Raw genomic sequence first — 26,635 nt, 5'->3', positions numbered from 1 at the left:
TACCTTAGCGAAGGAGACTAGATTTGCATCTTGGAAGAACACTGCGAGCCGCCGCGCTTATCACGGCAACGGCGGTCATCACTATCACCTCGGGCGCAGCACTCGCCCAAAAGAAGTACGACACCGGCGCTTCCGATACCGAGATCAAGATCGGCAACATCATGCCGTACAGTGGTCCGGCGTCGGCTTACGGCATCATCGGCAAGACCGAAGAAGCCTACTTCAAGATGATCAACGACAAGGGCGGCATCAACGGCCGCAAGATCAACTTCGTTACCTATGACGACGGCTATTCGCCGCCCAAGGCCGTCGAGCAGGTCCGCAAGCTGGTCGAGAGCGACGAGGTTCTCGTCGTCTTCAACCCGCTCGGCACACCCTCGAACTCGGCGATCCAGAAATACCTCAACGCCAAGAAGATCCCGCAGCTCTTCGTCGCCACCGGCGCCACCAAGTGGAACGATCCGAAGAACTTCCCCTGGACCATGGGCTGGCAGCCCTCCTACCAGAGCGAAGCGCAGATCTACGCCAAATGGCTGATGAAGGAGAAGCCCGACGCCAAAGTCGCGATTCTCTACCAGAACGACGATTTCGGCAAAGACTACCTCAAGGGCACCAAGGACGGCCTCGGCGCCAAGGCCTCGTCCATGATCATCATGGAAGAGAGCTATGAAGTGTCCGAGCCCTCGATCGACGGCCACATCGTCAAGATCAAGGCGGCCAATCCCGACGTGCTGCTGATCTACACCACACCGAAGTTCGCGGCCCAGACGATCAAGAAGACGGCCGAGCTCAGCTGGAAGCCGCTCCAGATCCTCACCAACGTGTCGATCTCTGTCGGCAGCGTGATGAAGCCGGCCGGCTTCGAGGCCGCGCAGGGCGTGCTGTCGGCGGCCTATGCCAAGGACTCCACCGATCCGCAATGGGCCAACGACCCCGGCATGAAGAAGTGGAACGAGTTCGTCGACAAGTACATGCCCGGCGCCGACAAGTCCGACACCAGCATGGTCTACGGCTATGGCGCCGCATCGACCCTCGCCAAGGTGCTGGAAATGTGCGGTGACGATCTCACCCGCGCAAACATCATGAAGCAGGCCGCGAGCCTGAAGGACTTTGCGCCGGATACGCTGCTGCCCGGTGTCAAGATCAACACCAGCGCCACCGACTTCGCTCCGATCGCCCAGCTCCAGATGCAGCGCTTCAAGGGCGAGAAGTGGGAACTGTTCGGCGAGATCATCAGCGGCGACCTCAAGTCCGAATGACACGCTGACGTAATAGTCCAAGTCCAAGAGGCCCCCGCGAGCGATCGCGGGGGCTTTTTGTTGACGGCGGGCGCCAATTTTGTTCAATGCGGCGCCGATCCAACTCGGGGCAGGAGAACAATGACCGCCGTTCGTTTTCAGGTTGCGGCCCTTTGGTCAGCGCTCGCTTTGTGCACCGCGATAAGCAACCCGGCACTGGCGCAGAAAAAGTACGACAGCGGCGCCTCCGATACCGAGATCAAAATAGGCAACATCATGCCCTATAGCGGCCCGGCCTCGGCCTATGCCGCGATCGGCAAGGCCGAGGAGGCCTATTTCAACAAGGTCAATGCCGAGGGCGGCATCAACGGCCGCAAGATCAAGTTCATCTCCTATGACGACGCCTATTCGCCGCCGAAGACGGTGGAGCAGGCGCGCAAGCTGGTCGAGAGCGACGGGGTGCTGCTGATCTTCGGCTCGCTCGGCACCTCCACCAACAGCGCCATCCGCAAATACATGAACGAGAAGAAGGTGCCGCAATTGTTCGTGGCGAGCGGCGCCTCGAAGTGGAACGATCCCAGGCAATATCCTTGGACCATGGGCTGGCAGCCGAGCTACGCGAGCGAGGCGCGCATCTACGCCAAGTACATCATGAAGGAGAAGCCGGACGGAAAGATCGGCGTGCTCTACCAGAACGACGATTTCGGCAAGGACTACCTGAAGGGGCTGAAGGACGGCCTCGGGCCCAAGACCTCGATGATCGTGCTGGAAGAGGCTTACGACACCTCCGAGCCCGCGATCGACGAGCACGTGGTGAAGCTGAAGGCTTCGGGCGCCGACGTCTTCATCAGCATCACCACGCCGAAATTCGCCGCGCAGGGGATCAAGAAGGCGGCGGAGATCAACTGGCATCCGGTCCAGATCGTCTCCAACGTCTCCGCCTCCGTCGGCGGCGTGATCGAACCGGCGGGCCTCGAGATCTCGCAAGGCCTGCTGTCGGCGAGCTACACCAAGGACGGCTCCGATCCGCAGTGGAATGCCGACGACGGCATGAAGAAATTCTACAACTTCGTCGCGCAATACGATCCCAAGGCCAACAAGCTCGATGCCGGCGTCGTGTTCGGCTATGCCGCAGCTCAAACCATAGTGAAGGTGCTGCAGATGTGCGGCGACGACCTCACCCGCGACAACGTCATGAAGCAGGCAGCGTCCTTGAAGGATTTCGAGCCCGACACGCTGCTGCCCGGCATCAGGATCAACACCGCAGCCGACAATTTCGCCCCGATCGAGCAGCTGCAGATGATGCGCTTCAAGGGCCGGAAGTGGGAGCTGTTCGGCGATGTGATCTCGAGCGAGATCGATCACTGAAGCCCGCGCAAACACGCAACTCAAAATAGCCGGACTTCGCAAGACAATTTCTGCGTGGCCGAGTGCAGACGAATTTCATCTCGCGCGCCGGAATATTCCGCATCCTCTCGAAAAAAGAGCGCCTCGCTGCGACAGCGCCCGCGAGGCGTTCTGCTTGCTGGCCGCCCGGGAAGGGTATTCAATGTGTGTCGGAGCGGCGCGCAACGATCGCTCCCAATCAAGAATACGACACATTCAAATCCACCCAGGGAGATCAAGATGCCTGCAATGCATGTGCGGTTGGGCGCCTTCTCGGCTGCCCTCGCGCTGGCTGCCGTCCTGTCCACGACGGCGTTCGCGCAGAAAAAATACGACACCGGCGCCTCCGACGGCGAAATCAAGATCGGCAACATCATGCCCTACAGCGGACCTGCGTCCGCCTATGGCGTGATCGGCAAGACGGAAGAAGCCTATTTCCGCAAGATCAACGCCGAAGGCGGCATCAACGGCCGCAAGATCAACTTCATCAGCTATGACGATGCCTACTCGCCGCCGAAGACGGTCGAGCAGGCGCGCAAGCTGGTCGAGAGCGACGAGGTGCTGCTGATCTTCAATTCGCTCGGTACGCCGCCCAACTCCGCAATTCAGAAATACATGAATTCGAAGAAGGTGCCGCAGCTGTTCGTCGCCACCGGTGCCACGAAGTGGAACGATCCGAAGGAGTTTCCCTGGACGATGGGCTGGCAACCCAACTACCAGAGCGAAACCATCATCTATGCGAAGTATATCTTGAAGAACAAGCCGGACGCCAAGATCGCGGTGCTCTATCAGAACGACGATTACGGCAAGGACTATCTGAAGGGCTTCAAGGATGGGCTTGGCGCCAAGGCGGCCTCGATGATCGTCATCGAGGACAGCTATGAGGTTTCCGAGCCGACCATCGACTCGCATATCGTGAGACTGAAAGCCTCGGGCGCCGACGTCTTCATGAACATCACCACGCCGAAATTTGCGGCACAGGCGATCAAGAAGAACGGCGAGCTCGGCTGGAAGCCGCTGCATTTCCTCAACAACGTCTCCGGCTCGATCGGCAGCGTGATCAAGCCGGCCGGCTTCGAGAACGCGCAGGGCATCATCTCGTCGCAATATTTCAAGGACCCCACCGATGCCCAATGGAAGACTGACCCGGCGATGATCGCGTGGAACGAATTCCTGGATAAGTACTATCCGGAGGCGAACCGCGCCGACGCCTCGGTGATGTACGCCTACATCGTGAGCCAGGGTCTCGTGCACGTGCTCAAGGCTTGCGGCGACAATTTGACCCGCGAGAACATCATGAAGCAGGCCGCCAACATCAGGGACTACGAGCCGGCGGGCCTGCTGCCCGGCATCAAGGTCAACACGTCGGCCAGCGACTTCGCACCCATTTCCCAGGTTCAATTGATCCGATTCAAGGGCGAGCATTGGGAGCGATTTGGCGATATCTTGAGCGGCGACGTCGGCGGCTGACCTTGCCAGTCGCCCAGGATCCAGCCACCGACTAAAGACGCAGCCCCCGCGGCCATGCCGCGGGGGCTTTTCCTTGAAGCTTTCGGGCAAATCGTATTCAATTGCGGGCGCGTCGCCAAAAACAATCAGGCCAAGAAAAGGGACGCACACACCAAGAAAAATAGGGAGAATGGAATGCCTGCTGTCACCGGCAAATTTGCGGTTGCGTCACTGGCGCTTGCGCTCATTGCGGCCACGACCTCCACCGCGTCGGCCCAGAAGAAATACGATACCGGCGCGACCGATACCGAGATCAAGATCGGCAACATCATGCCTTACAGCGGACCGGCCTCCGCCTACGGCATCATCGGGCGGACCGAAGCCGCCTATTTCAAGAAGATCAACGAGGAGGGCGGCATCAACGGCCGCAAGATCAACTTCATCTCCTACGACGACGGCTATTCGCCGCCCAAGACCGTCGAGCAGGCGCGCAAGCTGGTCGAGAGCGACGAGGTGCTGTTGATCTTCAACTCGCTCGGCACGCCGCCGAACTCTGCGATCCACAAATACATGAACTCGAAGAAGGTGCCGCAGCTGTTCGTGGCCACCGGCGCCACCAAGTGGAACGATCCGAAGGACTTCCCATGGACCATGGGCTGGCAACCCAACTACCAGAGCGAAACGCAGATCTATGCGAAATACATTCTCAAAGAGATGCCGAACGCCAAGATCGCCGTACTGTTTCAGAACGACGATTACGGCAAGGACTATCTCAAGGGCCTGAAGGACGGCCTCGGATCGAAAGCCGCGAGCATGATCATCGCCGAGGAAAGCTACGAGACCTCGGAGCCGACGATCGACAACCACATCGTCAAGCTGAAGGCGACGGGCGCCGACGTCTTCGTCAACATCACCACGCCTAAATTTGCCGCGCAGGCCATCAAGAAGAATGCCGAGATCGGCTGGAAGCCCACCCACTTCCTCAACAACGTCTCGGCGTCGGTCGGAAGCGTGATCAAGCCGGCAGGCTTCGAAAACGCGCAAGGCGTCATCTCGGCGGCCTATTTGAAGGACACCACGGACACCCAATGGGCGAACGACGCCGGCATGAAGGGCTTCCTCGACTTCATGGCGAAATACTTCCCCGAAGGCGACAAGACCGATGGCGGCACGATCGTCGGGTACGGCGTGGCGCAGACACTGGTCCAGGTGCTCAAGAACTGCGGCGACGACCTCACGCGCGCGAACGTCATGAAGCAGGCCGCCAGCCTGAAGGACTTCCGCACCGAGGTGCTGCTGCCCGGCATCAAGATCAACACGTCGGCGACCGACTTCGCGCCGATCAGCTCGCTGCAGTTGCAGCGCTTCAAGGGCGAGCGATGGGAGCTGTTCGGCGACGTGATCAACGCTCAAGCCGGCGGCTAGCATCTGAAGCACACGACGAGGAAAAGGCCCCCTGCGAGACCGTCGCAGGGGGCTCTTGCTTGCCTGCCGATTGTGATCACGCGATTGCACAATCGAATGACGGCAAAGCCGGCTTACGCTTTGGCGCCCGATGCGGTAGGCAGGTGAAGCGGCAAAGGCCGCCGATTTCTTCCGTCTGCCGAAAGCCATCGTGATGACCGATCGCCGTCCCCTGCTCCGCGCGCTGTACGACGCTGCCGTTGCCGCCGCTCATCCCAATGTGGTGCTGGCGCCGCACTTGCGGCCGGCGCCCAAGGGACGCGTGATTTGCCTGGCCGCCGGCAAGGGCGCAGCCGCCATGGCCGCGGCGGCCGAACGGCACTATCTCGACACGCTGCAGCTCGCACCGGAACGCATGGTCGGCATCGCCACCACGCGCCACGGCTACGGCGTGCCGACGCGCCGCATCGGCGTGGTCGAGGCCGGTCATCCCGTGCCGGATGAAGCTGGCCTCAAGGGCGCCGCCGACACGCTCGCGCTCGCGGGCGAAGCCGGCCCTGACGATCTGCTGCTGGTGCTGCTCACCGGCGGCGGCTCGGCGAACTGGATCGCCCCCAGCGAGGGCATCAGCTTTGCGCAGAAGCAGGCGGTCAACAAGGCGCTGCTCCGTTCGGGCGCGCCGATCGGCGAGATGAACGTCGTGCGCAAACATCTGTCGCGGATCAAGGGCGGCCGCCTCGCACGTGCCGGCAGGAATGCCGCCGAGATCGTGACGCTCGCGATCTCGGACGTGCCGCATGACGATCCTTCCGCGATCGCCTCCGGTCCCACCGTGCCTGATCCGACCACGCTGGCCGATGCGCGCGCCATCGTCGCGAAATACAAGCTCGACATCGACGATGCCGTGCGCCGCGCGCTCGACGATCCCGCCAACGAAAGCTGCAAGCCCGGCGATGCCGCCTTCGCCCGCGCGCATTTCGAATTGATTGCACGGCCGAAGCAGTCGCTCGACGCCGCGGTGAAGCTCGCGCGCGCCTCCGGTTACGAGACCATCGACCTCGGCGCCGATCTCGAAGGCGAGGCGCGCGAGGTCGCCGCCGATCACGCCAGGCTGGCGCTGCAAGCGCGCGCGCAAGGCAAGCGCCTCGCGATCCTTTCCGGCGGCGAGCTCACGGTCACCGTGCGCGGCCAGGGGCGCGGCGGACCGAACCAGGAATACGCGCTGGCGCTGGCCGCCCTGCTGCAGGACACACCTGATGTTTCGGCGTTGGCGGGCGACACCGACGGTGCCGACGGCGGCGCCGGCCATCCCACCGACCCCGCCGGCGCGCTGATCGATGCGACGACATTCGCAAAGATGAAGGCGCAGGGGCTCCAGCCGCAGGCGTACCTGGACAACAACGACGCCACGACGTTCTTCGAGGCAACAGGCGACTTGCTGCTGCCGGGACCGACGCTGACCAACGTGAACGACATCAGGGTGATCCTGGTGGACTGAGGCGCCTGCGCCAATGACGGTGTCATTCCCCGCGAAGGGGGGACTCCAGTACGCCGCGGCTTCTCCGTATCCCATGACGGCCGCTGGAATACCGGATCGTTTGCCTTCGCGGACGAAGACAATCCGCCTCAGAAGTCGCTCGCGACCTTCGCGAGCATCGCGATGAGGGCTTCGCGGTTGGCCTGCCCGAGCAGCTCGTTCAGGCGGGCCTCGTGCTTGGTGGCGACGAGCTTCTTGGCACGGGCCAGCACCGCCTTGCCCTTGTCGGTCAGCACCAGGATGTGCGAGCGGCGGTCGTTGGTGGAACGGATCCGCGCGCAAAGGTCGCGGCTCTCGAGATTGTCGAGCATGGCCACGAAGTTCGGCCTGAGGATGCCGAGGGTGGAGGCGATCTCGGTCTGGTTACGGCCCGGGTTCTTCTCGACCAGCAGCAGCACGGAAAACTGCGCCGGCGTGAGCTGGAGCGAGGCCATGCAGCGCAGGAAGTTCTCGAACACCTTGAGCTGCGCCCGCTTCAGCACATAGCCGAGCTGTTCCGAGAGCTCGCCGAGCTGGAGCGCTTCGCCGGCCCCCTGACCTTGCAGCTCGGCCGCGTCCTTGCGGCCCTTGGCCGTGTCGGCAAGCTTTTCGGAGGACTTTTCGGCGGCTTTGGAAACGGTCATCGCCTCGTGCTCGTAATCCCGCTAAATTCGGGAGGGATCGTTCCCGCCCTTGATGTTATATTTGATAATTGTTATGGACCATATCAAATATCGTCAGCGTTTTTCAATGGCTGTGAGCTGACCGTCCACCGCAATCGGGGGGACCGGTCCGTTATCTTAAGGGGGAGCGTCCGGTCTTGAATACCACCATCATGCTGTTCCTGGTGCAGGACGGCATCACCAATGGCGCGATCTATGCGCTACTCGGCCTGGCGCTGGTGCTGGTGTTCGCCGTCACCCGCGTCATCCTCATCCCCCAGGGCGAATTCGTCACTTATGGCGCGCTGACCTACGCTTCGCTGGCCGCAGGCCAGATGCCGGGTACGGCCAAGCTCGCGCTGGCGCTCGGCATCGGCGCCTTCGCTTTCGACCTGTTCGTCGCGCGCAAGGCGCTGCATGGCCGCCTGATCGTCCGCAGCGCCCTCACCAATATCGTGCTGCCGGCCGTCGTGCTGGCGCTGACCGTGTACTTTGCCGCCCAGAAGCCACCGGTCGCGGTCTCGATCGCGCTGTCGCTGGTGATCGTGGCGATGATCGGCCTCTATCTCTATCGCGTCGCATTCCAGCCGCTGGCACACACCTCCGTGCTGGTGCTGCTGATCGCATCCGTGGGCGTCCATCTGGCGCTGCAGGGCCTCGGCCTGCTGTTCTTCGGCGCCGAAGGCCAGCGCGGACCTGCGGTGCTGTCCGGCGCATTCACCGCGGGCTCGCTGCGCTTCACCGGCCAGAGCCTCACCGTCTACGGCATTACCATCGCCTTCATCGTCGGCCTCTGGCTGTTCTTCGGCCTGACGCTCTACGGCAAGGCGCTGCGCGCGACCGCCGTGAACCGGTTGGGAGCGCGTCTCGTCGGCATCCGCACCACGCTGTCGGGGCAGATTGCCTTTCTGCTGGCCTCCGTCATCGGCGCGTTGTCGGGCATCATGATCGTGCCGATCACGACGCTCTACTATGACTCAGGCTTCCTGATCGGCCTGAAGGGCTTCGTCGCCGCGATCATCGGCGGCCTCGTCAGCTATCCTCTCACCGCCGCCGCGGCGCTGGTCGTCGGCCTCGTCGAGGCGTTCTCGTCCTTCTATGCCTCCAACTACAAGGAGGTGATCGTTTTCATGCTGCTGATCCCCGTGCTGCTGCTGCGTTCGCTCGCCGCGCCCGCCGTCGAAGAAGAGAAGGACTGAGGCTTAAGATGCAGAGCCGCCTTCCCATCATCGTCTTCGCACTCGTCATGGCCGCGATTCCGTTCGTCCCGGGCATGCCGCCGTTCTGGATCGTGCTGCTCGACAATATCGGGCTTGCGGCCCTCGTCGCGATGGGCCTCGTGCTGCTGACCGGCGTCGGCGGCCTGACCTCGTTCGGACAGGCGGCCTTCGTCGGCTTCGGCGCCTACACCACCGCGGTGCTGTCGACGGCCTACGGCCTGTCGCCCTGGCTGACGCTGCCGCTGTCGCTTGTGGTCAGCGGATCGCTGGCGGTGCTGCTCGGGCTGATCACCGTCCGCCTCTCCGGCCACTATCTGCCGCTCGGCACGCTCGCCTGGGGGCTCGGCCTGTTCTATCTCTTCAGCAAGCTGGAATTCCTAGGCCGTAACGACGGCATCTCGGCGATTCCGCCGCTGTCGATCGGCACGTTCAAGATGCTCTCGCCCGGTTCGATCTATTACGCGATCTGGATCGCGGTGATCGTCTCGGCCCTGCTGACCATGAACCTGCTGGATTCCCGCACCGGCCGCGCCATCCGTGCGCTCCGGCGCGGCCATGTCGCGGCGGAGGCATTCGGCGTGCACACGCCACGCGCCAAACTGCTGGTGTTCATCCATGCCGCCGTGCTCGCCGGTCTCTCGGGCTGGCTCTACGCGCATCTCCAGCGCGCCGTGAACCCGACGCCGTTCGGCGCGCAGGCCGGTATCGAATATCTCTTCATCGCGGTGGTCGGCGGCGCCGGCTATGTCTGGGGCGGCGTGCTCGGCGCTGCGATCGTCGTGGTGCTGAAGGAGGTGCTGCAGAGCTATCTGCCGCTGATCCTGCCCGGCTCCGGGCAGGTCGAGACCATCGTATTCGGCATCATGCTGGTGGCACTGCTGCAACTTGCACCCGGCGGCCTCTGGCCGTGGCTGATGTCGTTCCTGCCGGAGCGGACCAGTGGCAAGAATCCGGACACCTCGCTGAAGCTCGAGCAGCGACCCCGCGCGCCCGGCCAGTCCGGCATCCTGCTCCAGGTCGACAAGGCGCGAAAACAGTTCGGCGGCGTGGTCGCGGTCAACAACGTCTCCTTCGACGTCCAGGCCCGCGAGATCGTAGCGCTGATCGGCCCGAACGGCGCCGGCAAGAGCACGACCTTCAACCTGATCACCGGCGTGCTGTCGGCCACGTCAGGCTCGGTCTCGGTGCTCGGCAAGAAGGTCGACAAGGCGCCGCCGCAGGAGATCGTCAAGCTCGGCATCAGCAGGACCTTCCAGCATGTGAAACTGGTCCCTGACATGACCGTGCTGGAGAACGTCGCGATCGGCGCGCATCTGCGCGGTCATTCCGGGCCAATCGCCTCGATGCTGCGGCTCGACCGTGCCGACGAGGCCAGATTGCTCGCCGAAGCAGCCCGCCAGATCGAGCGCGTCGGCCTTGTCGACCAGATGCATCAGCTCGCAGGCAGCCTTTCGCTCGGCCAGCAGCGCATCGTCGAGATCGCCCGGGCGCTCTGCGTCGATCCGATGCTGCTGCTGCTCGACGAACCGGCTGCCGGCCTGCGCCACATGGAGAAGCAGCAGCTCGCCAAGCTGCTGCGCGACTTGCGCGACGGCGGCATGAGCGTGCTCCTGGTCGAGCACGACATGGGCTTCGTGATGAACCTCGCCGACCGCATCGTGGTGCTCGATTTCGGCACCAAGATCGCCGAAGGCACGCCTGCCACGATCAAAACCAATCCCGAAGTGATCAAGGCCTATCTCGGAGTGGCGGCATGAGCGCGCTGTTGTCCGTCACCGACGCACATGTCGCCTATGGCAAGGTCGAGGCGGTACGCTCGGTCTCGCTCGAGGTCGGCCAGAACCAGATCGTCACCATCGTCGGCGCCAACGGCGCCGGCAAGACCACGCTGCTGTCGGCTATCATCGGCATCCTGCCGCTGAAAGGCCGCGTCACCTTTGCGGGGCAGGATCTCGCCCGGCTCGACATCGAGGACCGCGTCGCGATGGGGCTCGGCCTCGTGCCTGAGCACCGCGAATTGTTCGTGACCATGAATGTCGAGGACAATCTGGAGCTCGGCGCCTTCCGCATCGAGAAGCGCAAGGCGAAAGCATCAATGGAGCGCGTCTACACTCTGTTTCCGCGATTGAAGGAGCGGCGCAAGCAGTTCGCCGGCACGCTCTCCGGCGGCGAGCAGCAGATGCTCGCGATGGGCCGCGCGCTGATGGGCGAGCCGAAACTGCTGATGCTGGACGAGCCGAGCCTCGGCCTCGCCCCGATCATCGTCGCCGACATCTTCCGCATCGTCACCGAGCTGCGCGCCAGCGGCGTCTCCGTGCTGCTGGTCGAGCAGAATGCGCAGGCCGCGCTGAAGATCGCGGACCAGGCTTACGTGATGGAGCTCGGCGAGTTCGTGCTCAGCGGCAAGGCCAGCGACATCGCGGCGAACGAGCGGGTGGCAGCCAGCTATCTCGGCTTCCAGCATGAAGGCGAGAGTGTGATTTAGGTTTTTCTTCCTCGTCCCGCAGGCGGGAAGAGGCGAAGAAACCGCTCAGCTCGCCTCTCCCTTCAACGCCGCCACCTCTGCCTCCAGCTCCGCAATCCTCGCATCCCTCGCCGCCAGCGCCGCGGCGACATCGCCCGCGTCGAATTTCTGCGGAATGTGCTGCGGGCAGTTGGTGTCCCAGGCTTCGATCTTGAACAGGATCACCTGCTCGGGCCGAGCGCGGTAGCCCTTCGGCATCATCGACGCTGTCAGCGCCTCGTCGTCCTCGACAACGCGCGCCTCGCCCCAGAGCTTCACCCGGCGGCGATGGGCGTAGTCCATCACGAAGATATAGGTCTTTGGATTCTCCGAGAGATTGCCCTGGGTGATAAACTGCTGATTGCCGGCATAGTCGGCAAAGGCGAGCGTCTGCTTATCCAGTATCTTTAGGAAGCCCTTCGGGCCGCCACGGTGCTGGATATAGGGCTGGCCATCGGCCGATGCGGTGGCGAAGTAAAAGCTGTTCGCGTCCGTGAGAAAGGCCTCGAGGTTTTCATCGACCTCGGTGCGCCAGCCGCGCTGCTCGACGCGGCCATAAGCCTCGCGCGAACCCTTGCGCGCCTGGATCGCCTTCACCGCGGGGGTGAAGGCAACGTCGCTTGCATAAGTGTGGACTGCCGTCGTCATCGGAACATCTCCTGAATTCCGGCGCATTGCTGCGTCTTTCGCCTCCCAACATGGACCTTCCGCCGATCAAAACAATCTACCTGCTTGACACTTCATCATTGCGATATATGCAATAATGAGATGGACCGCCTCGAAGCCATGCACGTCTTCGTCACCGTAGCCGATCTCAGCGGCTTCGCACCGGCGGCGCGCAAGCTGCATTTGTCGCCCTCGGCCGTGACGCGGCTGATCGCGGCGCTGGAGGAGCATCTCGGCGCCCGGCTGTTGCAGCGAACCACCCGGCAGGTGAGATTGACCGACGTCGGCACGCGCTATCTCGAGCGCGCGCGGCGGATCCTCGCCGATGTCGAGGAGGCCGACGGCTCCGCGCGGGAGGAGCGCAACCGGCCAAGCGGACGGTTGGTGGTCTCGGCACCGGTCGGCTTCGGACGGCTGCATGTCGGGCCGGTCATGACGGCCTATCTCAAACGCTATCCCGAGGTCGGCGCGGAATTGCGCCTGTCCGACCATCTCGTCAATCTCGTGGAGGACGCCGTCGATGTCGCGGTGCGGATCGGTCATCTCGCCGATTCCACGCTGGTGGCGCGCCAGGTCGGCGAGATGCGGCGGATCGTGGTGGCGACGCCGGGTTATCTGAAGCGCCACGGCGAGCCGAAGACGCCGGAAGCTTTGCTCCAACACCAGACCATCCAGTTCGGCCCAACCGCCGGCTGGCACTTCGTGCAGGACGGCCGCGACATCGAGGTCACGCCATCGCCCCGCTTCATCAGCAACAGCGCCGACGCCGCCCTGCAATACGCCGAGGCCGGCGGCGGCGTGACGCGCGTGCTGGCCTATCAAGCCGCCGAGGGGCTGAAGCGCGGACGGCTGAAGATCGTGCTGGCGAAATACGAGCAGCCGGCGCTGCCGATCCACATCATCTACCCGACCTCGCGCCTGCTCTCGGCCAAGGTGCGCGCGTTCGTCGATCTCGTGGTGGAAACGGCGGAGTGGAGGTTCGGGTGAGGCCCGTGTCCCGGACGCGCCGCGTAGTGGCGGAGAGCCCGGACCCAGAAGGCCGCACGGTACCCTGTCGAGACATGGGTCCCGACTCTGCGCAGCAGCGTTGCACGCTGCAGCGCGTCCGGGACATGGAGAGACTATCCCTTCTTCGGCACCACACGGAACGTGCCGCTCGCCCGCGCGATCACGGCGTCATCGGCTCTCACCAGGCACTGCGCAAAACAAATCGTGCTGCCGGTCTTGATCGCCTCACCTTCGACCGCGAGCCATTGGCCGGTCTCGGCGGCACCGACATAGTCGACCGACAACGAGATCGTGACGAACGACGTGGTCCAGCCCGTTGCCTGGGCGCAGCTGTAGCCCATAGCGGCATCGGCCAGCGCGGCGATCAGCCCCCCATGAATCAGCCCGCGCGCGTTGGTGTGCGGCGTCGCCAGGCGCAGCCCCACGGTGACACCCTTTTCGGCTTTCTTCGAATAGAGCGGCTCCCAGGGATCCGTGAGCGGCGCTTTGCGGAAATGCGGCTCGAAGCCGGCGGGAATGTTGGTGTTGGCCATGGCGATCTCGCGTTGCTGGTCACCAGCATTGAACGCGATGGCGATGACGGTTGCATCAATTACAAAGTTTCAAACGGAATTTGCGCGGGTGTTTGAAACAGGCGGCGCCATATGACGGTGCCGCCCTAAAACGGCAATCCCACGTAATTCTCCGACAGCGACGTCATCGCGGCCTGCGACTGCGTGACGTAATCGAGTTCGGCGAGCTGGATGCGGGCACCGATGGTGCCGTTGTCGGGGAATTTGTGCAGCATCGAGGTCATCCACCAGGAGAAGCGCACGGCCTTCCAGACCCGCGCGAGCGCCGTAGCGGAATAGGCGTCGAGGCCGGCGCTGGATTTCTCGTCGTAGAATTCGCGCAGCGCGCTCGATAAATAATGCGCGTCGCTGGCGGCGAGGTTCAGGCCCTTGGCGCCGGTCGGCGGCACGATGTGGGCGGCATCGCCGCACAGGAACATCCGGCCGAAGCGCATCGGCTCGGCGACGAAGCTGCGCAGGGGCGCGATGCTCTTCTCGATCGAGGGGCCCGTGACGAGGCTGTCGGCCGCCTCCTGGTCGAGCCTGCGCTTCAATTCGTCCCAGAAACGGTCGTCCGGCCATTGGTCGACATGATCGTCGAGCGAACACTGCACATAATAACGGCTGCGCTTCGTCGAGCGCATGGTGCAAAGCGCAAAGCCGCGGGCGTGGTTGGAGTAGATCAGCTCATGGCTGACCGGCGGCGTCTCCGACAGAATGCCGAGCCAGCCGAACGGATAGATCCGCTCGAACTCCTCGATCGCCGTTACGGGCACGCTGGCGCGGCTGACGCCGTGAAAACCGTCGCAACCGGCGATGAAATCGCAATCCAGCGTGTGGGTGACGCCGTCCTTCACCCAGGTTACGCGCGGGTGACTGCCGTCGAAATCATGCGGCTGCACGTCCCTGGCCTCGTAGACCGAAGTAAGACCCGCAGCTTTCCGCGCATTCATCAAATCGAGCGTGACCTCGGTCTGGCCGTAGATCATGACCGTCTTGCCGGTCGCACCCTTCATGTCGATGCGGTGACGGCGGCCGGAGAAGGCGAGCTCGATGCCTTCATGCACCAGACCCTCGGCATGCGCCCGCGCGCCGGCGCCGATCCGGTCGAGCAGCCCGACGGTTCCCTCTTCCAGAAGACCGGCGCGGATCCGGCCGAGCACGTAATCCGGGCTCTGCCGCTCCAGGATGACATTCTCGATGCCGTAAGCGTGCAGCAGTTGCCCCAGCAACAATCCTGCCGGTCCTGCCCCGATAATTGCGACTTTTGTCCGCAATACTTGCTCCTCCCGATCCCTTAGGCTTTCGTCGCAGCCCGCTTGTCGCATTGCTCTGTGCAGGATAATTATATCATATAACGGTTGGGCAAAAGGGGAGTGCCGGTCGCCGCGAACGGCGACAAATCCATGCACCAAGGCTGACGGTGAGGATGCGCGAGCGCGCGCGTCAGTTCCGGCTTGAACAGGCCCGCCATTTAGATAACATGTTAATTAATGAGACCGGGCCATCGAAGCCCGCCTCGCCAAAAAGGGAGAGACGTGTGATGAGGAAAGCCTGTCTGGCTTTGCTGCTGGCAGCAAGCGTGACGCCTGCGTTTGCGCAGGACAAGACCTTCGACCTGAAGGTCTCGCACTGGGTGCCGGCCTCGCATCCGCTGCAGAAATCATTGGAAGACTGGGTAGCCGCGGTGAACAAGGATTCCGGCGGCACTATCACGGGCAAGGTGTTTCCGGCCCAGCAGCTCGGCAAAGCGTTCGACCATTACGACATGGCGCGCGACGGCATCGCCGACGTCACCTATGTCAATCCCGGTTACCAGCCCGGCCGCTTCCCGATCATCGGCGCCGGCGAGCTGCCGTTCCTGATCTCGGATGCCAAGGGCGGCTCGATGGGCCTGGACGCCTGGTATCGCAAATATGCCGAGAAGGAGATGAAGGACGTCAAATATTGCCTGGCGTTCGTCCACTCGCCCTCTTCGTTCCATTCCAAGACCAAGAAGATCGTGATGCCCGAGGACGTGAAGGGCATGAAGATCCGCCCGGCGCACGCCACCATGGCGAACTTCGTGACATCGCTCGGCGGCACCAACGTGCAGTCCTCCGCGCCTGAGGTCCGCGACATCATCGAGCGCGGCGTCGCCGACGGCGTCACCTTCCCCTGGGGTTCCCTGGTGCTGTTCGGCATCGACAAGGTGACCAAGTACGACATGGAGGCGCCGCTCTACACCACGACCTTCGTGTTCGTAATGAACAAGGACAAATACAATGCGATGTCCGACAAGCAGAAGGCCGCGATCGACAAGAATTGCTCGACCGAAATGGCCGGCGTGGTCGGCGAGCACTGGGGCAAGTTCGAGGATGCCGGCATCGACAAGGTGAAGGCGGAATCCGGCCACGAGGTCTACAAGCTGACGCCCGAGCAGACCGCCGCCTGGAAGAAGGCCGCCGAGCCGCTGGTCAAGACCTGGTCCGAGGGCGCGAAGAAGACCGGCGCCGATCCCGATGCCGCGCTCGCGGAGCTCAAGGCCTCGCTGAAGAAGTACAACGCGCTGGCGGAGTGAAGCCGAGACGCGATCACGCACTCGCTGCACCTCTCCCGCTTGCGGGGGAGGTCGGCGCGAAGCGCCGGGTGGGGGCTCTCTCCACTTTGGGATCGTTCATTGCGGATGCACCCCCACCCCAGCCCTCCCCCGCAAGCGGGAGAGGGAGCGCACCTCCCTCTCGGAACCCGACTTCGCTGGATTTTAGATAGGACTCTTCCCTCATGAAGCGCTCCTGGATGGACCGCGTCATCGACACGATCGAATGGATCGCGGCCGGCTTCGTCGGTATCGTCGCGCTCGACATCTTCCTGTCGGTGCTGCTGCGCAACACGCTGAACTACTCGATCCCCGACAGCTTCGACATCGGCCGCTTGCTGCTCGGCATCCTCATCTTCTGGGGGATCGCGGCGACCTCCTATCGCGGCACCCACATCACGGTCGACCTCGTGTGGGGCAATGTCGGGCCGCGCCAGCAGCGCTGGATCGACGTGTTCGCAACGCTGGTGCTGCTGTTCGTCGTGACCGTGCAGACCTGGACGCTGTTCGACAAGGTGCGCGGCACCTACAACGACAATGTCCAGACCTTCGACATGCACATGCCGACATGGCCGTTCTTTGCGGTCGCATGGATCGGCGATGCCGCAGCCGTGCTGCTGATCGCGATCCGCACCTACCGCCTGATCTTTCATCCCGAAGACATGCACGATCCCAAATTGAAGGCGACGGAGTAATCATGAGCACCGATGCCGTCGCCTTAATCGGCTTCGTTTCCCTGTTCGTCCTGATGCTGCTGCGCGTGCCCGTCGGCATGGCCATGGGCCTCGTCGGCGTCTCCGGCTTCGCCTATCTCGTCAACGGCAATGCGGCGCTGAAGCTGGTCGGCCAGACCTCGATGCGCACGGTGACCGACTACACCTTCGGCGTCATCCCGATGTTCCTGCTGATGGGCTCGTTCGTGTCCAATTCGGGCATGAGCCGCGAGCTGTTCCGCGCCGCCAACGGCTTCGTCGGACATTTGCGCGGCGGGCTCGGCATCGCCACCGTCGGCGCCTGCGGCGGCTTTGCCGCGATCTGCGGCTCCTCCGTCGCGACGGCCGCCACCTTCTCCGCCGTCGCCTATCCCGAGATGCGCCGCTTCGGCTATCCGCAATCGTTCGCCACCGGCGTGATCGCCGCCGGCGGCACGCTCGGCGCGATGCTGCCGCCCTCCACCGTGCTTGCGGTGTACGGCATCATCACCGAGCAGGACATCGGGAAGCTCTTCATCGCCGGCATCATCCCGGGCCTGCTGGCGATGAGCATGTACATGATCACGATTTTCCTGATCGGCTATTTTCGTCCCGACTTCCTGCCGAAGGGCAAGGTGACGCCGTGGCGCGAGCGCTTTGCCGGCCTGAAGGAGATCTGGGCGCCGGTGCTGCTGTTCATCTTCGTGATCGGCGGACTCTACGGCCTGCCCTATTTGCCGCGCTTCACACCGACCGAAGCTGGCGGCGTCGGCGCCGCCGGCGCGTTCATCATCGGCGTGGTGACCGGCCGGCTCGACCGCGAGAAGATCCTGGCGTCGCTGCTGCAGGCGACGCGCACCGCGGCCGCCGTCTTCACCGTGCTGATCGGCGCGCTGATCTTCGGCTATTTCCTCACGGTGACGCAGACGCCGCAGAAGGTGACGGAATTCCTCACCGGCCTCGGCCTTGGCCCCTACGGCGTGCTGGCGCTGATCATGGTAATGTATCTCGTGCTCGGTTGCCTGATGGACGCCATGGCGATGATCATCCTGACCGTGCCGATCATCTTCCCCGTGATCACGCATCTCGGTTTCGACCCGATCTGGTTCGGCGTCATCATCGTGATGACCGTCGAGCTCGGCCTGATCCACCCGCCGGTCGGCATGAACGTCTTTGTCATCAAGAGCGTGGTGAAGGACGTCTCCTTCTCCACGATCTTCAAGGGCGTGATTCCCTTCGTGGTCACGGACCTGATCCGCCTCGTGATCTTGATCGCCTTCCCGCTGCTGGCGACCTGGCTACCGACGCGGATGATGGCGAATTGAAGAGGTGAAGCGATGACCACACCGACGCTCGAGACCAAATACGTCTTCACCGTCACCGCGCGCATCGGCGACGTCGTCACCGCCGGCGAGACCGGGATCGGCCTCCGCCGCATCATTCCGATCGTCGGCGGCGAGGTGACAGGCGCGATTTCAGGAACGGTGCTGCCGTTCGGCGCCGACTTCCAGACCATTCGCCCCAACGAACTGATCGATCTCGAAGCCAAATACGCGTTCGAAACCGACGACGGCGCCATCGTCTATGTCGAGAACAAGGGCATGCGCTTCGGTCCGGTCGAGCTTCTGCAAAAGCTCAAGCGCGGCGAGCCGGTCGATCCCATGCTGATCTACTTCCGCACCGTGCCGAAATTCGAGACCGGACATGAGAAATATCGCTGGCTGATGGAGCGCATTTTCGTCGGCTCGGCCGCGCGCCATGCGGACCGCGTCGTGATCGACGTGCATCAGGTGATGTGAGGCCGCATTGACCGCCGCCACATCGGTGTGTATAAATACACACCATGAATAGCCGAGACATCATCTCGGCCCTTCACAGGGATGGCTGGGTGCAAGTGGCTCAGAAGGGCAGCCACGTCCAGTTCAGGCATCCGACCAAAAAGGGCCGCGTGACGGTCCCTCATCCGAAGCGAGACATCGCGCTCGGAACGTTGAAGAGCATTGAACAGCAATCAGGACTGCAACTGAGGTAAGCGCCATGCGTCACTATATTGGTCTTATCCATAAGGATGCCGACAGCGATTTCGGCGTGTCGTTTCCTGACCTGCCCGGCGTTGTGACTGCGGGGTCCACCCTGGATGAAGCGCGGGACATGGCCGAAGAAGCGCTGGCGTTTCATCTTGAAGGGCTGGAAGAAGACGGCGAGGCTATTCCCGAGCCTTCGTCGCTCGAAGACATCATGTCGGATCCCGCGAACCGCTCTGGCGTCGCCATTCTGGTGTCGGTGAAAGATGGCCAGCCCAAGATCGTACGCGTCAATGTCACGTTGCCCGGTGACGTCCTGGAGCAGATCGACAAGTACGCTGAAGCCCACGGCTACACACGATCGGGCCTGCTTGCCCAGGCCGCAAAAAAGCTGATGACTGAAGCCGCCTGAAGCATTTCCGCGTCTTGCGCCCATGTGGCACCGATTACCTGATGGTTCACCCTCGCGACTGCGAGGACGGCCCTCCTTGACTCCCCGGAAATTCGTTATACAACATAACTATTCTAACAAGGACGCAAATGACACAGGGAAACGCCGAGACCGCTGACGCGGGCGCCTCCGGGCTACTCCGGATCGAGAGGGCGGACCGGGTTCTGACCGTGGGTCTGAACCGGCCGGCCAAGCGCAATGCGCTCAATGACGGCATCATCCTGGAAATCGGCGAGTGTTTTGCGTCCCTGCCCGAGGATATCGGCGCGGTGGTCATCCACGGCATCGGCGATCATTTCTCCTCGGGCCTCGACCTGTCCGAACTGACCGAGCATGACGCGACCGGCGGCCTGCTGCATTCCCAGATGTGGCACCGGGTGTTCGACCGCATCCAGTACAGCCGCGTCCCCGTGATCGCGGCGCTGAGGGGCGCCGTGATCGGCGGCGGGCTGGAGCTCGCCTGCTCGGCGCATATCCGCGTCGCCGAGCCCTCAACCTATTTCGCGCTTCCGGAAGGACAGCGCGGCATCTTCGTCGGCGGCGGCGGCTCGGTGCGGCTGCCGCGATTGATCGGCGTCGCCCGGATGATGGACATGATGCTGACGGGCCGCGTCTACAGCGCGACCGAAGGCGCATCCTACGGCTTCGCGCAATATGTCACAGAAGCCGGCAACGGGCTCGGCAAGGCGATGGAGCTTGCAACCAAAGTCGCTTCCAACGCGCCACTGACGAACTTCGCCGTGCTCCAGGCGCTGCCGATGATCGCGGAGGCCAATCCGCAGACCGGCCTGCTGATGGAATCGCTGATGGCGACCGTCGCGCAGAGCGACAAGGAGGCAAAGCGCAGGATCCGCGAATTCCTCGAACACAAGACCGCAAAGGTGAAGCCGAAGTCATGAGCGCGCAGCCGTCCTCTTCCAGCATGGAGCGCGGCGCGAGCACTTTCCCGCTGCGGCCCATCTCGTTCGGCGATCCCGCCGTCAACATCGAGCGACGCGACGACGGCACGATTTACCTCAGACCCACACAGCCGCTCGGCGACTATCCGGTGCGCCTCACCGACCGCCTGCATCATTGGGCCGCCACGACGCCGGACCGCGTCTTCATGGCCGAGCGCGAAGGCGGCCGCTTCTGGCGCAAGATCAGCTACGCCGAGCTGCTCGTCGCAAGCCGTCACATCGCATCGAGCCTGATCGCGCGCGGCCTGTCGGCGGAGCGGCCGGTCGTCATCCTCTCGGGCAATTCGATCGACCACGCCCTGCTCGCGTTCGGCGCGTTCTATGCCGGCATTCCGTTCTGCCCGGTGTCGCCGGCCTATTCGCTGGTGTCGAAGGACTACGGCAAGCTGTCCTATCTGATGAAGCTGCTGACGCCCGGCCTCGTCTTCGCCGAGGATGCCGACAAGTTCGCCGATGCGCTTGCCGCCAACGTCTCGCTCGGCACCGAGATCGCCACGTCCTATGGCCACGTGCCGGGCCGCGACGTCACCACGCTCGCCGACCTCATGGCGACGCCGATCCGCAGCGATCTCGACGATGTCCATGGCAGGATCGGCCCGGACACGATCGCAAAATTCCTGCTGACCTCGGGCTCGACCGGCAACCCCAAGGCCGTCATCAACACCCAGCGCATGATCTGCGCCAACCAGGTGATGCTGCGCGAGACGCTGGCCTTCCTCAAGGACGAGCCGCCCGTCATCATCGACTGGCTGCCCTGGAATCACACTTTCGGCGGCAACCACAATATCGGGCTGACGCTCTACAACGGCGGCTCGATGTATCTGGACGCCGGCAAGCCGATGCCCGGCGGCATCGAGGAGACCGTGCGCAATCTCCAGGAGATATCGCCGACGGTCTATTTCAACGTGCCCAAGGGCTATGAATCGCTGCTGCCCTATCTGCGCGACGACCAGGGCCTGCGCGCAAAATTCTTCGACCGCCTGCACGCGATGTTCTTCTCGGGCGCCGCGCTGTCGCCGTTCATCTGGGACAGCCTCGACGAGCTCGCCGTGAAGGAAAAAGGCTATCGCGTGCCGATGCTGACCGGGCTCGGCGCGACCGAGACCGCGCCGTTCTTCATGTCGGTCAATCCACGCACCAGCCGCTCCGGCCATGTCGGCCTGCCCGTATCGGGCAATGACGCCAAATTGGTGCCGAACAACGGCAAGCTGGAAGTGCGCGCCAAGGGGCCGAACGTGATGCCTGGCTACTGGCGCCAGCCCGACATCACCGCGAAATCCTTCGACGAGGAAGGATTTTACAAGATGGGCGACGCGCTCAAGCCGTCCGATCCCAATGATTTCAACGCCGGCTTCGATTTCGACGGCCGCGTCGGTGAGGACTTCAAGCTCGCCAGCGGTACCTGGGTCAGCGTCGGCCCGCTCCGCGCGCGTCTCACGGCGGCCTGCGCTCCGCTGGTGCGCGACGTCGTCATCGCTGGCATCAACCGCGACGAGGTCTCGGCGCTCGTGGTGCTCGACCTCGACGGCTGCCGGCTGATCAACCCGACGCTGCCGACCGACGATCTCGTCGTCGCGACGCGCGACCGGCTGGTCCGCGAGGCTTTTCGCGAGCGCCTGACCCGTTTCCTTTCTTCGGCCACCGGCTCCTCGACCCGGATCACGCGCGCGATCCTGATGGACGCGCCGCTCTCGATCGACAAGGGCGAAGTCACCGACAAGGGCTCGATCAACCAGCGCGCCGTGCTCGAGCACCGCACCGAATTGATCGAGGAGCTCTATGCTGCCAATCCATCGGACCGTGTGATATCGGTCGGTTGACCCCGACATAAATTAGAGGAGAACGCCATGTTGTTGAAGGATCAGGCAGCCATCGTCACCGGCGGCGCATCGGGACTGGGCGCTGCCACCGCGCGAAAGCTGGCGGCACAGGGCGCCAAGGTCGCGGTCTGCGATCTCAATTCCAAGCTCGCTGAGACCGTCGCCGCCGAGATCAAGGGCGTCGCAATCACCTGCGACATCTCCGATGCCGCCTCGGCCGAAGCCGCTGTTGCGCAGGCTGCGAAAGCTCACGGCCCGGCGCGCGTGCTGGTCAATTGCGCCGGCATCGGCGTTGCCAAGCGCGTCGTCGGTCGCGACGGCCCGATGGCGCTCGCCGATTTCGACAAGGTGATCAAGGTCAATCTGATCGGCACCTTCAACATGCTGCGCCTCGCCGCCACCGAGATGTCCAAGCTGGAGCCGCAAGCGACTGGCGAGCGCGGCGTCATCATCAACACGGCCTCCGTTGCCGCCTATGACGGCCAGATCGGGCAATCGGCTTATTCCGCGTCCAAGGGCGGGATCGTCGGCATGACGCTGCCGATCGCGCGCGAGCTGGCGCAATTCGGCGTCCGCGTGCTGACCATCGCACCCGGCCTGTTCCTGACTCCGCTGCTGGCGAACCTGCCGCAGGAAGCCCAGGACTCGCTCGCCGCCGCCATCCCCTTCCCGCGCCGGCTCGGCCATGCCGACGAATTCGCCGCGCTCGCTTTGCACATGGTCGAGAATTCGTACTTGAACGGCGAAGTGGTGCGCCTCGACGGCTCGCTGCGCATGGCGCCGAAATAAGGTCCGCGACACATGTTCGTGAACCGGCGCGAGGTCCAGATCCAGTGGGGCGATTGCGACCCCGCCAACATCGTCTATTACCCGCGCTATTTCGCGATGTTCGACGATTCGACGTCGACCCTGTTCGAGGTCGCGGGGTTCTCCAAGCAGGACCTGGTCCGTAAATACGGCCTGGTGGGCATCCCCATGGTCGACACACGGTCCAAGTTCTACATCCCCTCGACCTATGGCGACTGGATCACCATCGAAACCAAGATCGAGAGCATCAAGCGATCGAGCTTCGAGGTGAAGCACAACGTCTACAAGGGCGAGGCGCTGGCGATCGAGGGTTTCGAGACCCGCGTTCTGGTCGGCCGCGATCCCGTTAACCCCGACAAGCTGAAATCGGCACCGTTCCCGGCTGAAATGGTAGCCAAGTTCACAGGGAGCTAAGTCCGGAGCTAAATCGCCGCATCACCAAAAGAGGGGGCTGAATTACCCCCCGATTTCTGCTTTCAAAGAAACACGTAAAGGGAGGAATAAATGAAACGCTTTTACCTGACCGCCGCCATCACCGCGGCGACGCTTGCCCTGCCGGCGCTGCCCGCGTTGGCCCAGACCAGCGAAATCACCATCGGCATCACCACCACCACGACCGGCCCCGGCGCAGCGCTCGGCATTCCCGAGCGTAACGCGCTGGAATTCGTGCCGAAGGAAATCGGCGGCGTGCCGCTGAAGGTGATCGTGCTCGACGACGGCGGCGATCCCACCACCGCGACCACCAACGCGCGCCGCTTCGTGACCGAATCCAAGGCCGACATCATCATGGGCTCGGCGCTGACGCCGCCGACGATCGCGGTCTCCAACGTCGCCAACGAAGCCGGCATTCCGCATTTCGGCCTGGCGCCGTTCCCGATCACGCCGGAGCGCATGAAGTGGTCGGTGGCAATGCCGCAGCCGATCCCGATCGTGGGCAAGGTGCTGTACGAGCACATGAAGAGCAAGGGCGTGAAGACAGTCGGCTATATCGGCTATTCCGACTCCTATGGCGACCTCTGGTTCAACGATTTGAAGGCACAGGCCGTGCCGATGGGCATGACCATCGCCGACGAGGAACGCTTTGCCCGTCCCGATACTTCGGTGACCGGCCAGGTGCTGAAGCTGGTCGCCGCCAATCCCGACGCGATCCTGGTCGGCGCGTCCGGCACCGCGGCCGCGCTGCCGCAGACCGAATTGCGCGAACGCGGTTACAAGGGTCTGATCTACCAGACCCACGGCGCCGCCAGCATGGATTTCATCCGCATCGCCGGCAAGGCGGCTGAGGGCGTGCTGATGGCCTCCGGTCCCGTCATGGATCCCGAGGACCAGCCGGACAGCGCGCTGACCAAGAAGCCGGGTCTGGCGCTCAACTCGGCCTATGAAGCCAAATACGGCCCGAACAGCCGCAGCCAGTTCGCCGGCCATTCCTACGATGCGTTCGAGATCCTCAAGCGCATCATTCCCGCGGCGCTGAAAACCGCAAAACCCGGTACGCCGGAATTCCGCGAAGCGATCCGCCAGGCGCTGCTGTCGGAGAAGGAGCTGGCGGCGAGCCAGGGCGTTTACAACTTCACCGAAAAGGACCGTTACGGCCTCGACGACCGCTCGCGCATCCTGCTCACGGTGAAGGACGGCAAGTACTCGCTGGTGAAGTAGGCGCTGCGAGAGATTTGAGACGATGAGAGCCGGCTCAAAGGGCCGGCTCTTTTGTTTCGTGCTTCTAGAATGGCCTTGCCACTGAGGTCGTCATGGCCGGGCTTGTCCCGGCCATCCACGCCTTGCCACGCGGCGCGAAGAACGTGGATGCCCGGGACAAGCCCGGGCATGACGAAGCGGATACGCTGCGTTCCTCACGCTGCCTGCCGCAGCGGGGTCCAGGCGAACTCCGGATAGTAATTGTCCATCATGCGATCGACATAGGCGGTGAGGTTCGGAAAGCCCTCGGCACGCTCGCGCAGCGCCGATTCGAAGAACGGCGAGAGGATGCCGGCGAGCATGCCGAAGGCGGTGGCGTCGACGCCGCAGGGCTTGCTGCCCATCAGATAGGACTTGTCGCCGAGCTGCACCGAGAGCGCGAACAGTGAACGCACGGCGAGGGCGACGTCGTCATCGGGCCCATGGCGGCCGAGCCCCGAGAGCAGATAGTTCTCGGCGACGCGGAATTGCGCATCCTCGCGGAGCTTCTCGCGATTGTGCTCCGGTGCGCCGTCGAAGAAATGCGCAGGCCCCTTGGCGAAATTGACCGGATCGACCCAGCGCGCGCCGACCAGCCCCCAATAGACGTGGTGCTCGATCATCCGCTCGAACGCCCAGGCCTGAGCGCGCTCGGCCAGCGACAGGCCGGCATCGAAATCGAAGCCGTAGCGGCGCTCGATATGGGCGCGGATGAAGGTGGAATCGGCCACCGCCTCGCCGCCGTCGTCGATGAACGGCAACTGCCCCTTGGGCGAGGCCGGCGGCATCGCCCGCTCCTTCCGGTAGGGCAATCCCGCCATCTTGAGCTGCACCTCCGTCTTGGTAACGAAGGGGCTGATTTCCGGCAGGCCGAAGCCGGTGCCAAATCCGTAGAGCGTGATCATGAAGCTTCTCCTGAACCACCGAAAAAGTTGACGGAACCTAGTGACGGGCTGCTGCCACCATGGTGGCAGCAGCCGTGATATCTTCTGCGAAACGGGCCCCCCGCCAGGCACGGCTCATCACATGGCGGGCCAGCGCGTCCGCAGCCTGGATCAGCGAGCGTGTCACCACGCTGGCGAGGGCAAACCGGAGGTCGACGGCCATGAGATCGAGTGAAACGAGGCGGCCGAACGCCGATGCGGACCACGCCTGTGCCCGCAGCATCGGAATGGCCGGGCCGAAATGGGTCGGAATGATCATGGACAAATCCCCTTCAGTCGATGTGTTGTCCCGGTATAGAACCCCCCTGCTGCCAACATCCTGTCAGCAGCCGCGCGCCGCTTTCTGAAAAGACCTCCAACGAGAGACCCGTCATGAGACGCGCCGACCGGCTGTTTCAGATCATCCAGGTGCTGAGGCGCACGCGTAAGCCGCTGACGGCGGACGCCATCGCGGCCGAGCTCGAGACCTCGAAGCGCACGATCTATCGCGACATCGCGACGCTGATCGGCCAGCGCGTGCCGATCCGCGGTGAAGCCGGCATGGGCTATATTCTGGAGAAGGGTTTCGACCTGCCGCCGCTGATGCTGACGCCCGACGAGATCGAGGCGGCGGTGCTGGGCGCACAATGGGTCGCCGGCCATGCCGATTCGGCACTGGCACGCGCGGCCGAGGATCTGATGGCCAAGATCGCCGACACCGTGCCCGAGCGCCTGCGTCCCTTCGTGCTGGAGCCGGCGAGCCGGGCACGGCCGAGCTGGAACAGGGAGCCGGACCGCCTGGACATGGTACGCACGCGCACGCAGATCCACGAAGGCAAGAAGATCATGCTGCGCTATCGCGACGAGCAGGGCCGCGCCAGCGAGCGCATGATCTGGCCGATCTCGGTCGGCTATCTCGAGGCCGTGCGGCTGCTGGCAGCCTGGTGCGAGCTACGCGGCGACTTCCGCAGCTTCCGCACCGACCGCGTGGTCGATGCCAACTATCTCGACGAGAGATATCCGGAGCGGCGCGACGTGCTGCGGGCGAAATGGCGGCAGAGCCTGGTCTGGGGTCCGCCCAAGGACACCTGACAAGGATGCTCG

27 protein-coding genes are annotated in these 26,635 nt (G+C 63.5%); 21 read left to right on the top strand and 6 right to left on the bottom strand.

What is annotated here, in order from left to right:
* Nucleotides 1-23: 23 nt before the first annotated feature.
* The 5 genes from IVB24_RS06890 (at nucleotide 24) to IVB24_RS06870 (ending at nucleotide 6,975) form a co-directional block, all read left to right on the top strand.
* Entirely contained in the window at nucleotides 24-1,259 is a 1,236-nt protein-coding gene (locus IVB24_RS06890; protein ID WP_247772514.1) for an ABC transporter substrate-binding protein, read from the top strand.
* 120 nt (nucleotides 1,260-1,379) lie between these two features.
* Nucleotides 1,380-2,606 carry an ABC transporter substrate-binding protein gene (locus IVB24_RS06885; RefSeq protein WP_247772513.1) on the top strand — a complete coding sequence of 409 codons (1,227 nt, stop codon included), beginning with the start codon at nucleotides 1,380-1,382 and terminating at the stop codon, nucleotides 2,604-2,606.
* A gap of 258 nt (nucleotides 2,607-2,864) precedes the next feature.
* Complete coding sequence (locus tag IVB24_RS06880; RefSeq protein ID WP_247772512.1) at nucleotides 2,865-4,094, top strand: ABC transporter substrate-binding protein; 1,230 nt, start codon at nucleotides 2,865-2,867, stop codon at nucleotides 4,092-4,094.
* 174 nt (nucleotides 4,095-4,268) lie between these two features.
* On the top strand, nucleotides 4,269-5,498 hold the full coding sequence (locus tag IVB24_RS06875) for an ABC transporter substrate-binding protein (protein ID WP_094977067.1): 1,230 nt from the start codon (nucleotides 4,269-4,271) through the stop codon (nucleotides 5,496-5,498).
* Between the two features lie 193 nt (nucleotides 5,499-5,691).
* The gene (locus IVB24_RS06870) at nucleotides 5,692-6,975 is read left to right on the top strand and encodes a glycerate kinase (protein ID WP_247774053.1); all 1,284 of its coding nucleotides are present in this window, start codon (nucleotides 5,692-5,694) and stop codon (nucleotides 6,973-6,975) included.
* 128 nt (nucleotides 6,976-7,103) lie between these two features.
* Here IVB24_RS06870 and IVB24_RS06865 read toward each other — a convergent pair whose 3' ends face one another.
* The gene (locus IVB24_RS06865; RefSeq protein ID WP_140481282.1) at nucleotides 7,104-7,637 is read right to left on the bottom strand and encodes a MarR family transcriptional regulator; all 534 of its coding nucleotides are present in this window, start codon (nucleotides 7,635-7,637) and stop codon (nucleotides 7,104-7,106) included.
* A gap of 176 nt (nucleotides 7,638-7,813) precedes the next feature.
* Here IVB24_RS06865 and IVB24_RS06860 point away from each other — a divergent pair, with 176 nt between their 5' ends.
* From IVB24_RS06860 to IVB24_RS06850, 3 genes are read left to right on the top strand one after another with little or no spacing between them, the layout of a single operon-like run.
* The gene (locus tag IVB24_RS06860; RefSeq protein ID WP_166476228.1) at nucleotides 7,814-8,854 is read left to right on the top strand and encodes a branched-chain amino acid ABC transporter permease; all 1,041 of its coding nucleotides are present in this window, start codon (nucleotides 7,814-7,816) and stop codon (nucleotides 8,852-8,854) included.
* A gap of 8 nt (nucleotides 8,855-8,862) precedes the next feature.
* Nucleotides 8,863-10,632, top strand: a complete 1,770-nt coding sequence (locus IVB24_RS06855) for a branched-chain amino acid ABC transporter ATP-binding protein/permease (protein ID WP_247772511.1) — start codon at nucleotides 8,863-8,865, stop codon at nucleotides 10,630-10,632.
* Entirely contained in the window at nucleotides 10,629-11,360 is a 732-nt protein-coding gene (locus IVB24_RS06850; RefSeq protein WP_247772510.1) for an ABC transporter ATP-binding protein, read from the top strand. The genes IVB24_RS06855 and IVB24_RS06850 overlap by 4 nt, the downstream gene beginning before the upstream one ends.
* A gap of 45 nt (nucleotides 11,361-11,405) precedes the next feature.
* On the opposite strand, the gene IVB24_RS06845 is transcribed toward IVB24_RS06850, so the two are convergent.
* Entirely contained in the window at nucleotides 11,406-12,026 is a 621-nt protein-coding gene (locus IVB24_RS06845) for a pyridoxamine 5'-phosphate oxidase family protein (RefSeq protein WP_247772509.1), read from the bottom strand.
* A gap of 120 nt (nucleotides 12,027-12,146) precedes the next feature.
* Between IVB24_RS06845 and IVB24_RS06840 the strand changes: the two genes are divergently transcribed.
* On the top strand, nucleotides 12,147-13,031 hold the full coding sequence (locus IVB24_RS06840) for a LysR family transcriptional regulator (protein WP_094976680.1): 885 nt from the start codon (nucleotides 12,147-12,149) through the stop codon (nucleotides 13,029-13,031).
* A gap of 134 nt (nucleotides 13,032-13,165) precedes the next feature.
* Here the strand turns inward: IVB24_RS06840 and IVB24_RS06835 are convergent, their stop codons facing one another.
* Nucleotides 13,166-13,585: a PaaI family thioesterase gene (locus IVB24_RS06835; protein WP_247772508.1), complete on the bottom strand. Its 420-nt coding sequence runs from the start codon at nucleotides 13,583-13,585 to the stop codon at nucleotides 13,166-13,168.
* Between the two features lie 125 nt (nucleotides 13,586-13,710).
* Nucleotides 13,711-14,880: a 4-hydroxybenzoate 3-monooxygenase gene (gene pobA, locus IVB24_RS06830; RefSeq protein ID WP_140481288.1), complete on the bottom strand. Its 1,170-nt coding sequence runs from the start codon at nucleotides 14,878-14,880 to the stop codon at nucleotides 13,711-13,713.
* A 266-nt stretch (nucleotides 14,881-15,146) separates the two neighbouring features.
* Between pobA and IVB24_RS06825 the strand changes: the two genes are divergently transcribed.
* The 11 genes from IVB24_RS06825 to IVB24_RS06775 all read left to right on the top strand — a co-directional run bounded on the left by IVB24_RS06825 (nucleotide 15,147) and on the right by IVB24_RS06775 (nucleotide 24,590).
* Nucleotides 15,147-16,163 (top strand): TRAP transporter substrate-binding protein, encoded by a 1,017-nt coding sequence (locus IVB24_RS06825; protein ID WP_094976677.1) that lies wholly within the window; start codon nucleotides 15,147-15,149, stop codon nucleotides 16,161-16,163.
* Between the two features lie 203 nt (nucleotides 16,164-16,366).
* A complete protein-coding gene (locus tag IVB24_RS06820) occupies nucleotides 16,367-16,876 on the top strand; it encodes a TRAP transporter small permease (protein ID WP_094976676.1) in 510 nt (169 codons plus the stop codon).
* A gap of 2 nt (nucleotides 16,877-16,878) precedes the next feature.
* Nucleotides 16,879-18,198: a TRAP transporter permease gene (locus IVB24_RS06815; RefSeq protein ID WP_094976675.1), complete on the top strand. Its 1,320-nt coding sequence runs from the start codon at nucleotides 16,879-16,881 to the stop codon at nucleotides 18,196-18,198.
* Nucleotides 18,199-18,210: 12 nt separating this feature from the next.
* Nucleotides 18,211-18,672, top strand: coding sequence for a DUF3237 domain-containing protein (locus tag IVB24_RS06810; protein WP_247772507.1), 462 nt, complete (start codon nucleotides 18,211-18,213; stop codon nucleotides 18,670-18,672).
* 44 nt (nucleotides 18,673-18,716) lie between these two features.
* Nucleotides 18,717-18,905 (top strand): type II toxin-antitoxin system HicA family toxin, encoded by a 189-nt coding sequence (locus IVB24_RS06805; protein ID WP_094976673.1) that lies wholly within the window; start codon nucleotides 18,717-18,719, stop codon nucleotides 18,903-18,905.
* A gap of 5 nt (nucleotides 18,906-18,910) precedes the next feature.
* The gene (locus tag IVB24_RS06800) at nucleotides 18,911-19,309 is read left to right on the top strand and encodes a type II toxin-antitoxin system HicB family antitoxin (RefSeq protein WP_094976672.1); all 399 of its coding nucleotides are present in this window, start codon (nucleotides 18,911-18,913) and stop codon (nucleotides 19,307-19,309) included.
* A gap of 128 nt (nucleotides 19,310-19,437) precedes the next feature.
* On the top strand, nucleotides 19,438-20,247 hold the full coding sequence (locus IVB24_RS06795) for a crotonase/enoyl-CoA hydratase family protein (protein ID WP_094976671.1): 810 nt from the start codon (nucleotides 19,438-19,440) through the stop codon (nucleotides 20,245-20,247).
* A complete protein-coding gene (locus IVB24_RS06790) occupies nucleotides 20,244-22,127 on the top strand; it encodes a feruloyl-CoA synthase (RefSeq protein ID WP_247772506.1) in 1,884 nt (627 codons plus the stop codon). Before IVB24_RS06795 ends, IVB24_RS06790 begins: the two co-directional genes overlap by 4 nt.
* A gap of 27 nt (nucleotides 22,128-22,154) precedes the next feature.
* Entirely contained in the window at nucleotides 22,155-22,916 is a 762-nt protein-coding gene (locus IVB24_RS06785; RefSeq protein WP_247772505.1) for an SDR family NAD(P)-dependent oxidoreductase, read from the top strand.
* 12 nt (nucleotides 22,917-22,928) lie between these two features.
* Complete coding sequence (locus tag IVB24_RS06780; protein ID WP_094976668.1) at nucleotides 22,929-23,348, top strand: thioesterase family protein; 420 nt, start codon at nucleotides 22,929-22,931, stop codon at nucleotides 23,346-23,348.
* A gap of 90 nt (nucleotides 23,349-23,438) precedes the next feature.
* On the top strand, nucleotides 23,439-24,590 hold the full coding sequence (locus tag IVB24_RS06775) for an ABC transporter substrate-binding protein (RefSeq protein ID WP_094976667.1): 1,152 nt from the start codon (nucleotides 23,439-23,441) through the stop codon (nucleotides 24,588-24,590).
* 194 nt (nucleotides 24,591-24,784) lie between these two features.
* Here IVB24_RS06775 and IVB24_RS06770 read toward each other — a convergent pair whose 3' ends face one another.
* Together IVB24_RS06770 and IVB24_RS06765 are read right to left on the bottom strand one after the other, a co-directional pair.
* A complete protein-coding gene (locus IVB24_RS06770) occupies nucleotides 24,785-25,513 on the bottom strand; it encodes a glutathione S-transferase family protein (RefSeq protein WP_094976665.1) in 729 nt (242 codons plus the stop codon).
* Nucleotides 25,514-25,550: 37 nt separating this feature from the next.
* Nucleotides 25,551-25,811 (bottom strand): hypothetical protein, encoded by a 261-nt coding sequence (locus IVB24_RS06765; protein ID WP_166476238.1) that lies wholly within the window; start codon nucleotides 25,809-25,811, stop codon nucleotides 25,551-25,553.
* 113 nt (nucleotides 25,812-25,924) lie between these two features.
* On the opposite strand from IVB24_RS06765, the gene IVB24_RS06760 reads away from it, so the two are divergent.
* Entirely contained in the window at nucleotides 25,925-26,623 is a 699-nt protein-coding gene (locus tag IVB24_RS06760) for a YafY family protein (RefSeq protein WP_094892883.1), read from the top strand.
* The last annotated feature ends 12 nt before the right edge of the window (nucleotides 26,624-26,635 follow it).

The organism is Bradyrhizobium sp. 192, from assembly GCF_023100965.1.
Taxonomy (GTDB): Bacteria; Pseudomonadota; Alphaproteobacteria; order Rhizobiales; family Xanthobacteraceae; genus Bradyrhizobium; species Bradyrhizobium symbiodeficiens.
The sequence above is the reverse complement of the archived record's forward strand: the minus strand, read 5'-3'. Positions and strand labels throughout refer to the sequence as shown.

Coding starts and splice junctions, on each gene's coding strand:
- IVB24_RS06790 (WP_247772506.1), top strand. CDS start 20,244: ATGAGCGCGCAGCCGTCCTCTTCCAGCATGGAGCGCGGCGCGAGCACT.
- IVB24_RS06820 (WP_094976676.1), top strand. CDS start 16,367: ATGAAGCGCTCCTGGATGGACCGCGTCATCGACACGATCGAATGGATC.
- IVB24_RS06780 (WP_094976668.1), top strand. CDS start 22,929: ATGTTCGTGAACCGGCGCGAGGTCCAGATCCAGTGGGGCGATTGCGAC.
- IVB24_RS06795 (WP_094976671.1), top strand. CDS start 19,438: ATGACACAGGGAAACGCCGAGACCGCTGACGCGGGCGCCTCCGGGCTA.
- IVB24_RS06845 (WP_247772509.1), bottom strand. CDS start 12,026: ATGACGACGGCAGTCCACACTTATGCAAGCGACGTTGCCTTCACCCCC.
- IVB24_RS06835 (WP_247772508.1), bottom strand. CDS start 13,585: ATGGCCAACACCAACATTCCCGCCGGCTTCGAGCCGCATTTCCGCAAA.
- IVB24_RS06770 (WP_094976665.1), bottom strand. CDS start 25,513: ATGATCACGCTCTACGGATTTGGCACCGGCTTCGGCCTGCCGGAAATC.
- IVB24_RS06855 (WP_247772511.1), top strand. CDS start 8,863: ATGCAGAGCCGCCTTCCCATCATCGTCTTCGCACTCGTCATGGCCGCG.
- IVB24_RS06880 (WP_247772512.1), top strand. CDS start 2,865: ATGCCTGCAATGCATGTGCGGTTGGGCGCCTTCTCGGCTGCCCTCGCG.
- IVB24_RS06870 (WP_247774053.1), top strand. CDS start 5,692: ATGACCGATCGCCGTCCCCTGCTCCGCGCGCTGTACGACGCTGCCGTT.
- IVB24_RS06885 (WP_247772513.1), top strand. CDS start 1,380: ATGACCGCCGTTCGTTTTCAGGTTGCGGCCCTTTGGTCAGCGCTCGCT.
- IVB24_RS06810 (WP_247772507.1), top strand. CDS start 18,211: ATGACCACACCGACGCTCGAGACCAAATACGTCTTCACCGTCACCGCG.
- IVB24_RS06825 (WP_094976677.1), top strand. CDS start 15,147: ATGAGGAAAGCCTGTCTGGCTTTGCTGCTGGCAGCAAGCGTGACGCCT.
- IVB24_RS06765 (WP_166476238.1), bottom strand. CDS start 25,811: ATGATCATTCCGACCCATTTCGGCCCGGCCATTCCGATGCTGCGGGCA.
- IVB24_RS06875 (WP_094977067.1), top strand. CDS start 4,269: ATGCCTGCTGTCACCGGCAAATTTGCGGTTGCGTCACTGGCGCTTGCG.
- IVB24_RS06850 (WP_247772510.1), top strand. CDS start 10,629: ATGAGCGCGCTGTTGTCCGTCACCGACGCACATGTCGCCTATGGCAAG.
- IVB24_RS06840 (WP_094976680.1), top strand. CDS start 12,147: ATGGACCGCCTCGAAGCCATGCACGTCTTCGTCACCGTAGCCGATCTC.
- IVB24_RS06805 (WP_094976673.1), top strand. CDS start 18,717: ATGAATAGCCGAGACATCATCTCGGCCCTTCACAGGGATGGCTGGGTG.
- IVB24_RS06865 (WP_140481282.1), bottom strand. CDS start 7,637: ATGACCGTTTCCAAAGCCGCCGAAAAGTCCTCCGAAAAGCTTGCCGAC.
- IVB24_RS06785 (WP_247772505.1), top strand. CDS start 22,155: ATGTTGTTGAAGGATCAGGCAGCCATCGTCACCGGCGGCGCATCGGGA.
- IVB24_RS06815 (WP_094976675.1), top strand. CDS start 16,879: ATGAGCACCGATGCCGTCGCCTTAATCGGCTTCGTTTCCCTGTTCGTC.
- IVB24_RS06775 (WP_094976667.1), top strand. CDS start 23,439: ATGAAACGCTTTTACCTGACCGCCGCCATCACCGCGGCGACGCTTGCC.
- IVB24_RS06800 (WP_094976672.1), top strand. CDS start 18,911: ATGCGTCACTATATTGGTCTTATCCATAAGGATGCCGACAGCGATTTC.
- IVB24_RS06760 (WP_094892883.1), top strand. CDS start 25,925: ATGAGACGCGCCGACCGGCTGTTTCAGATCATCCAGGTGCTGAGGCGC.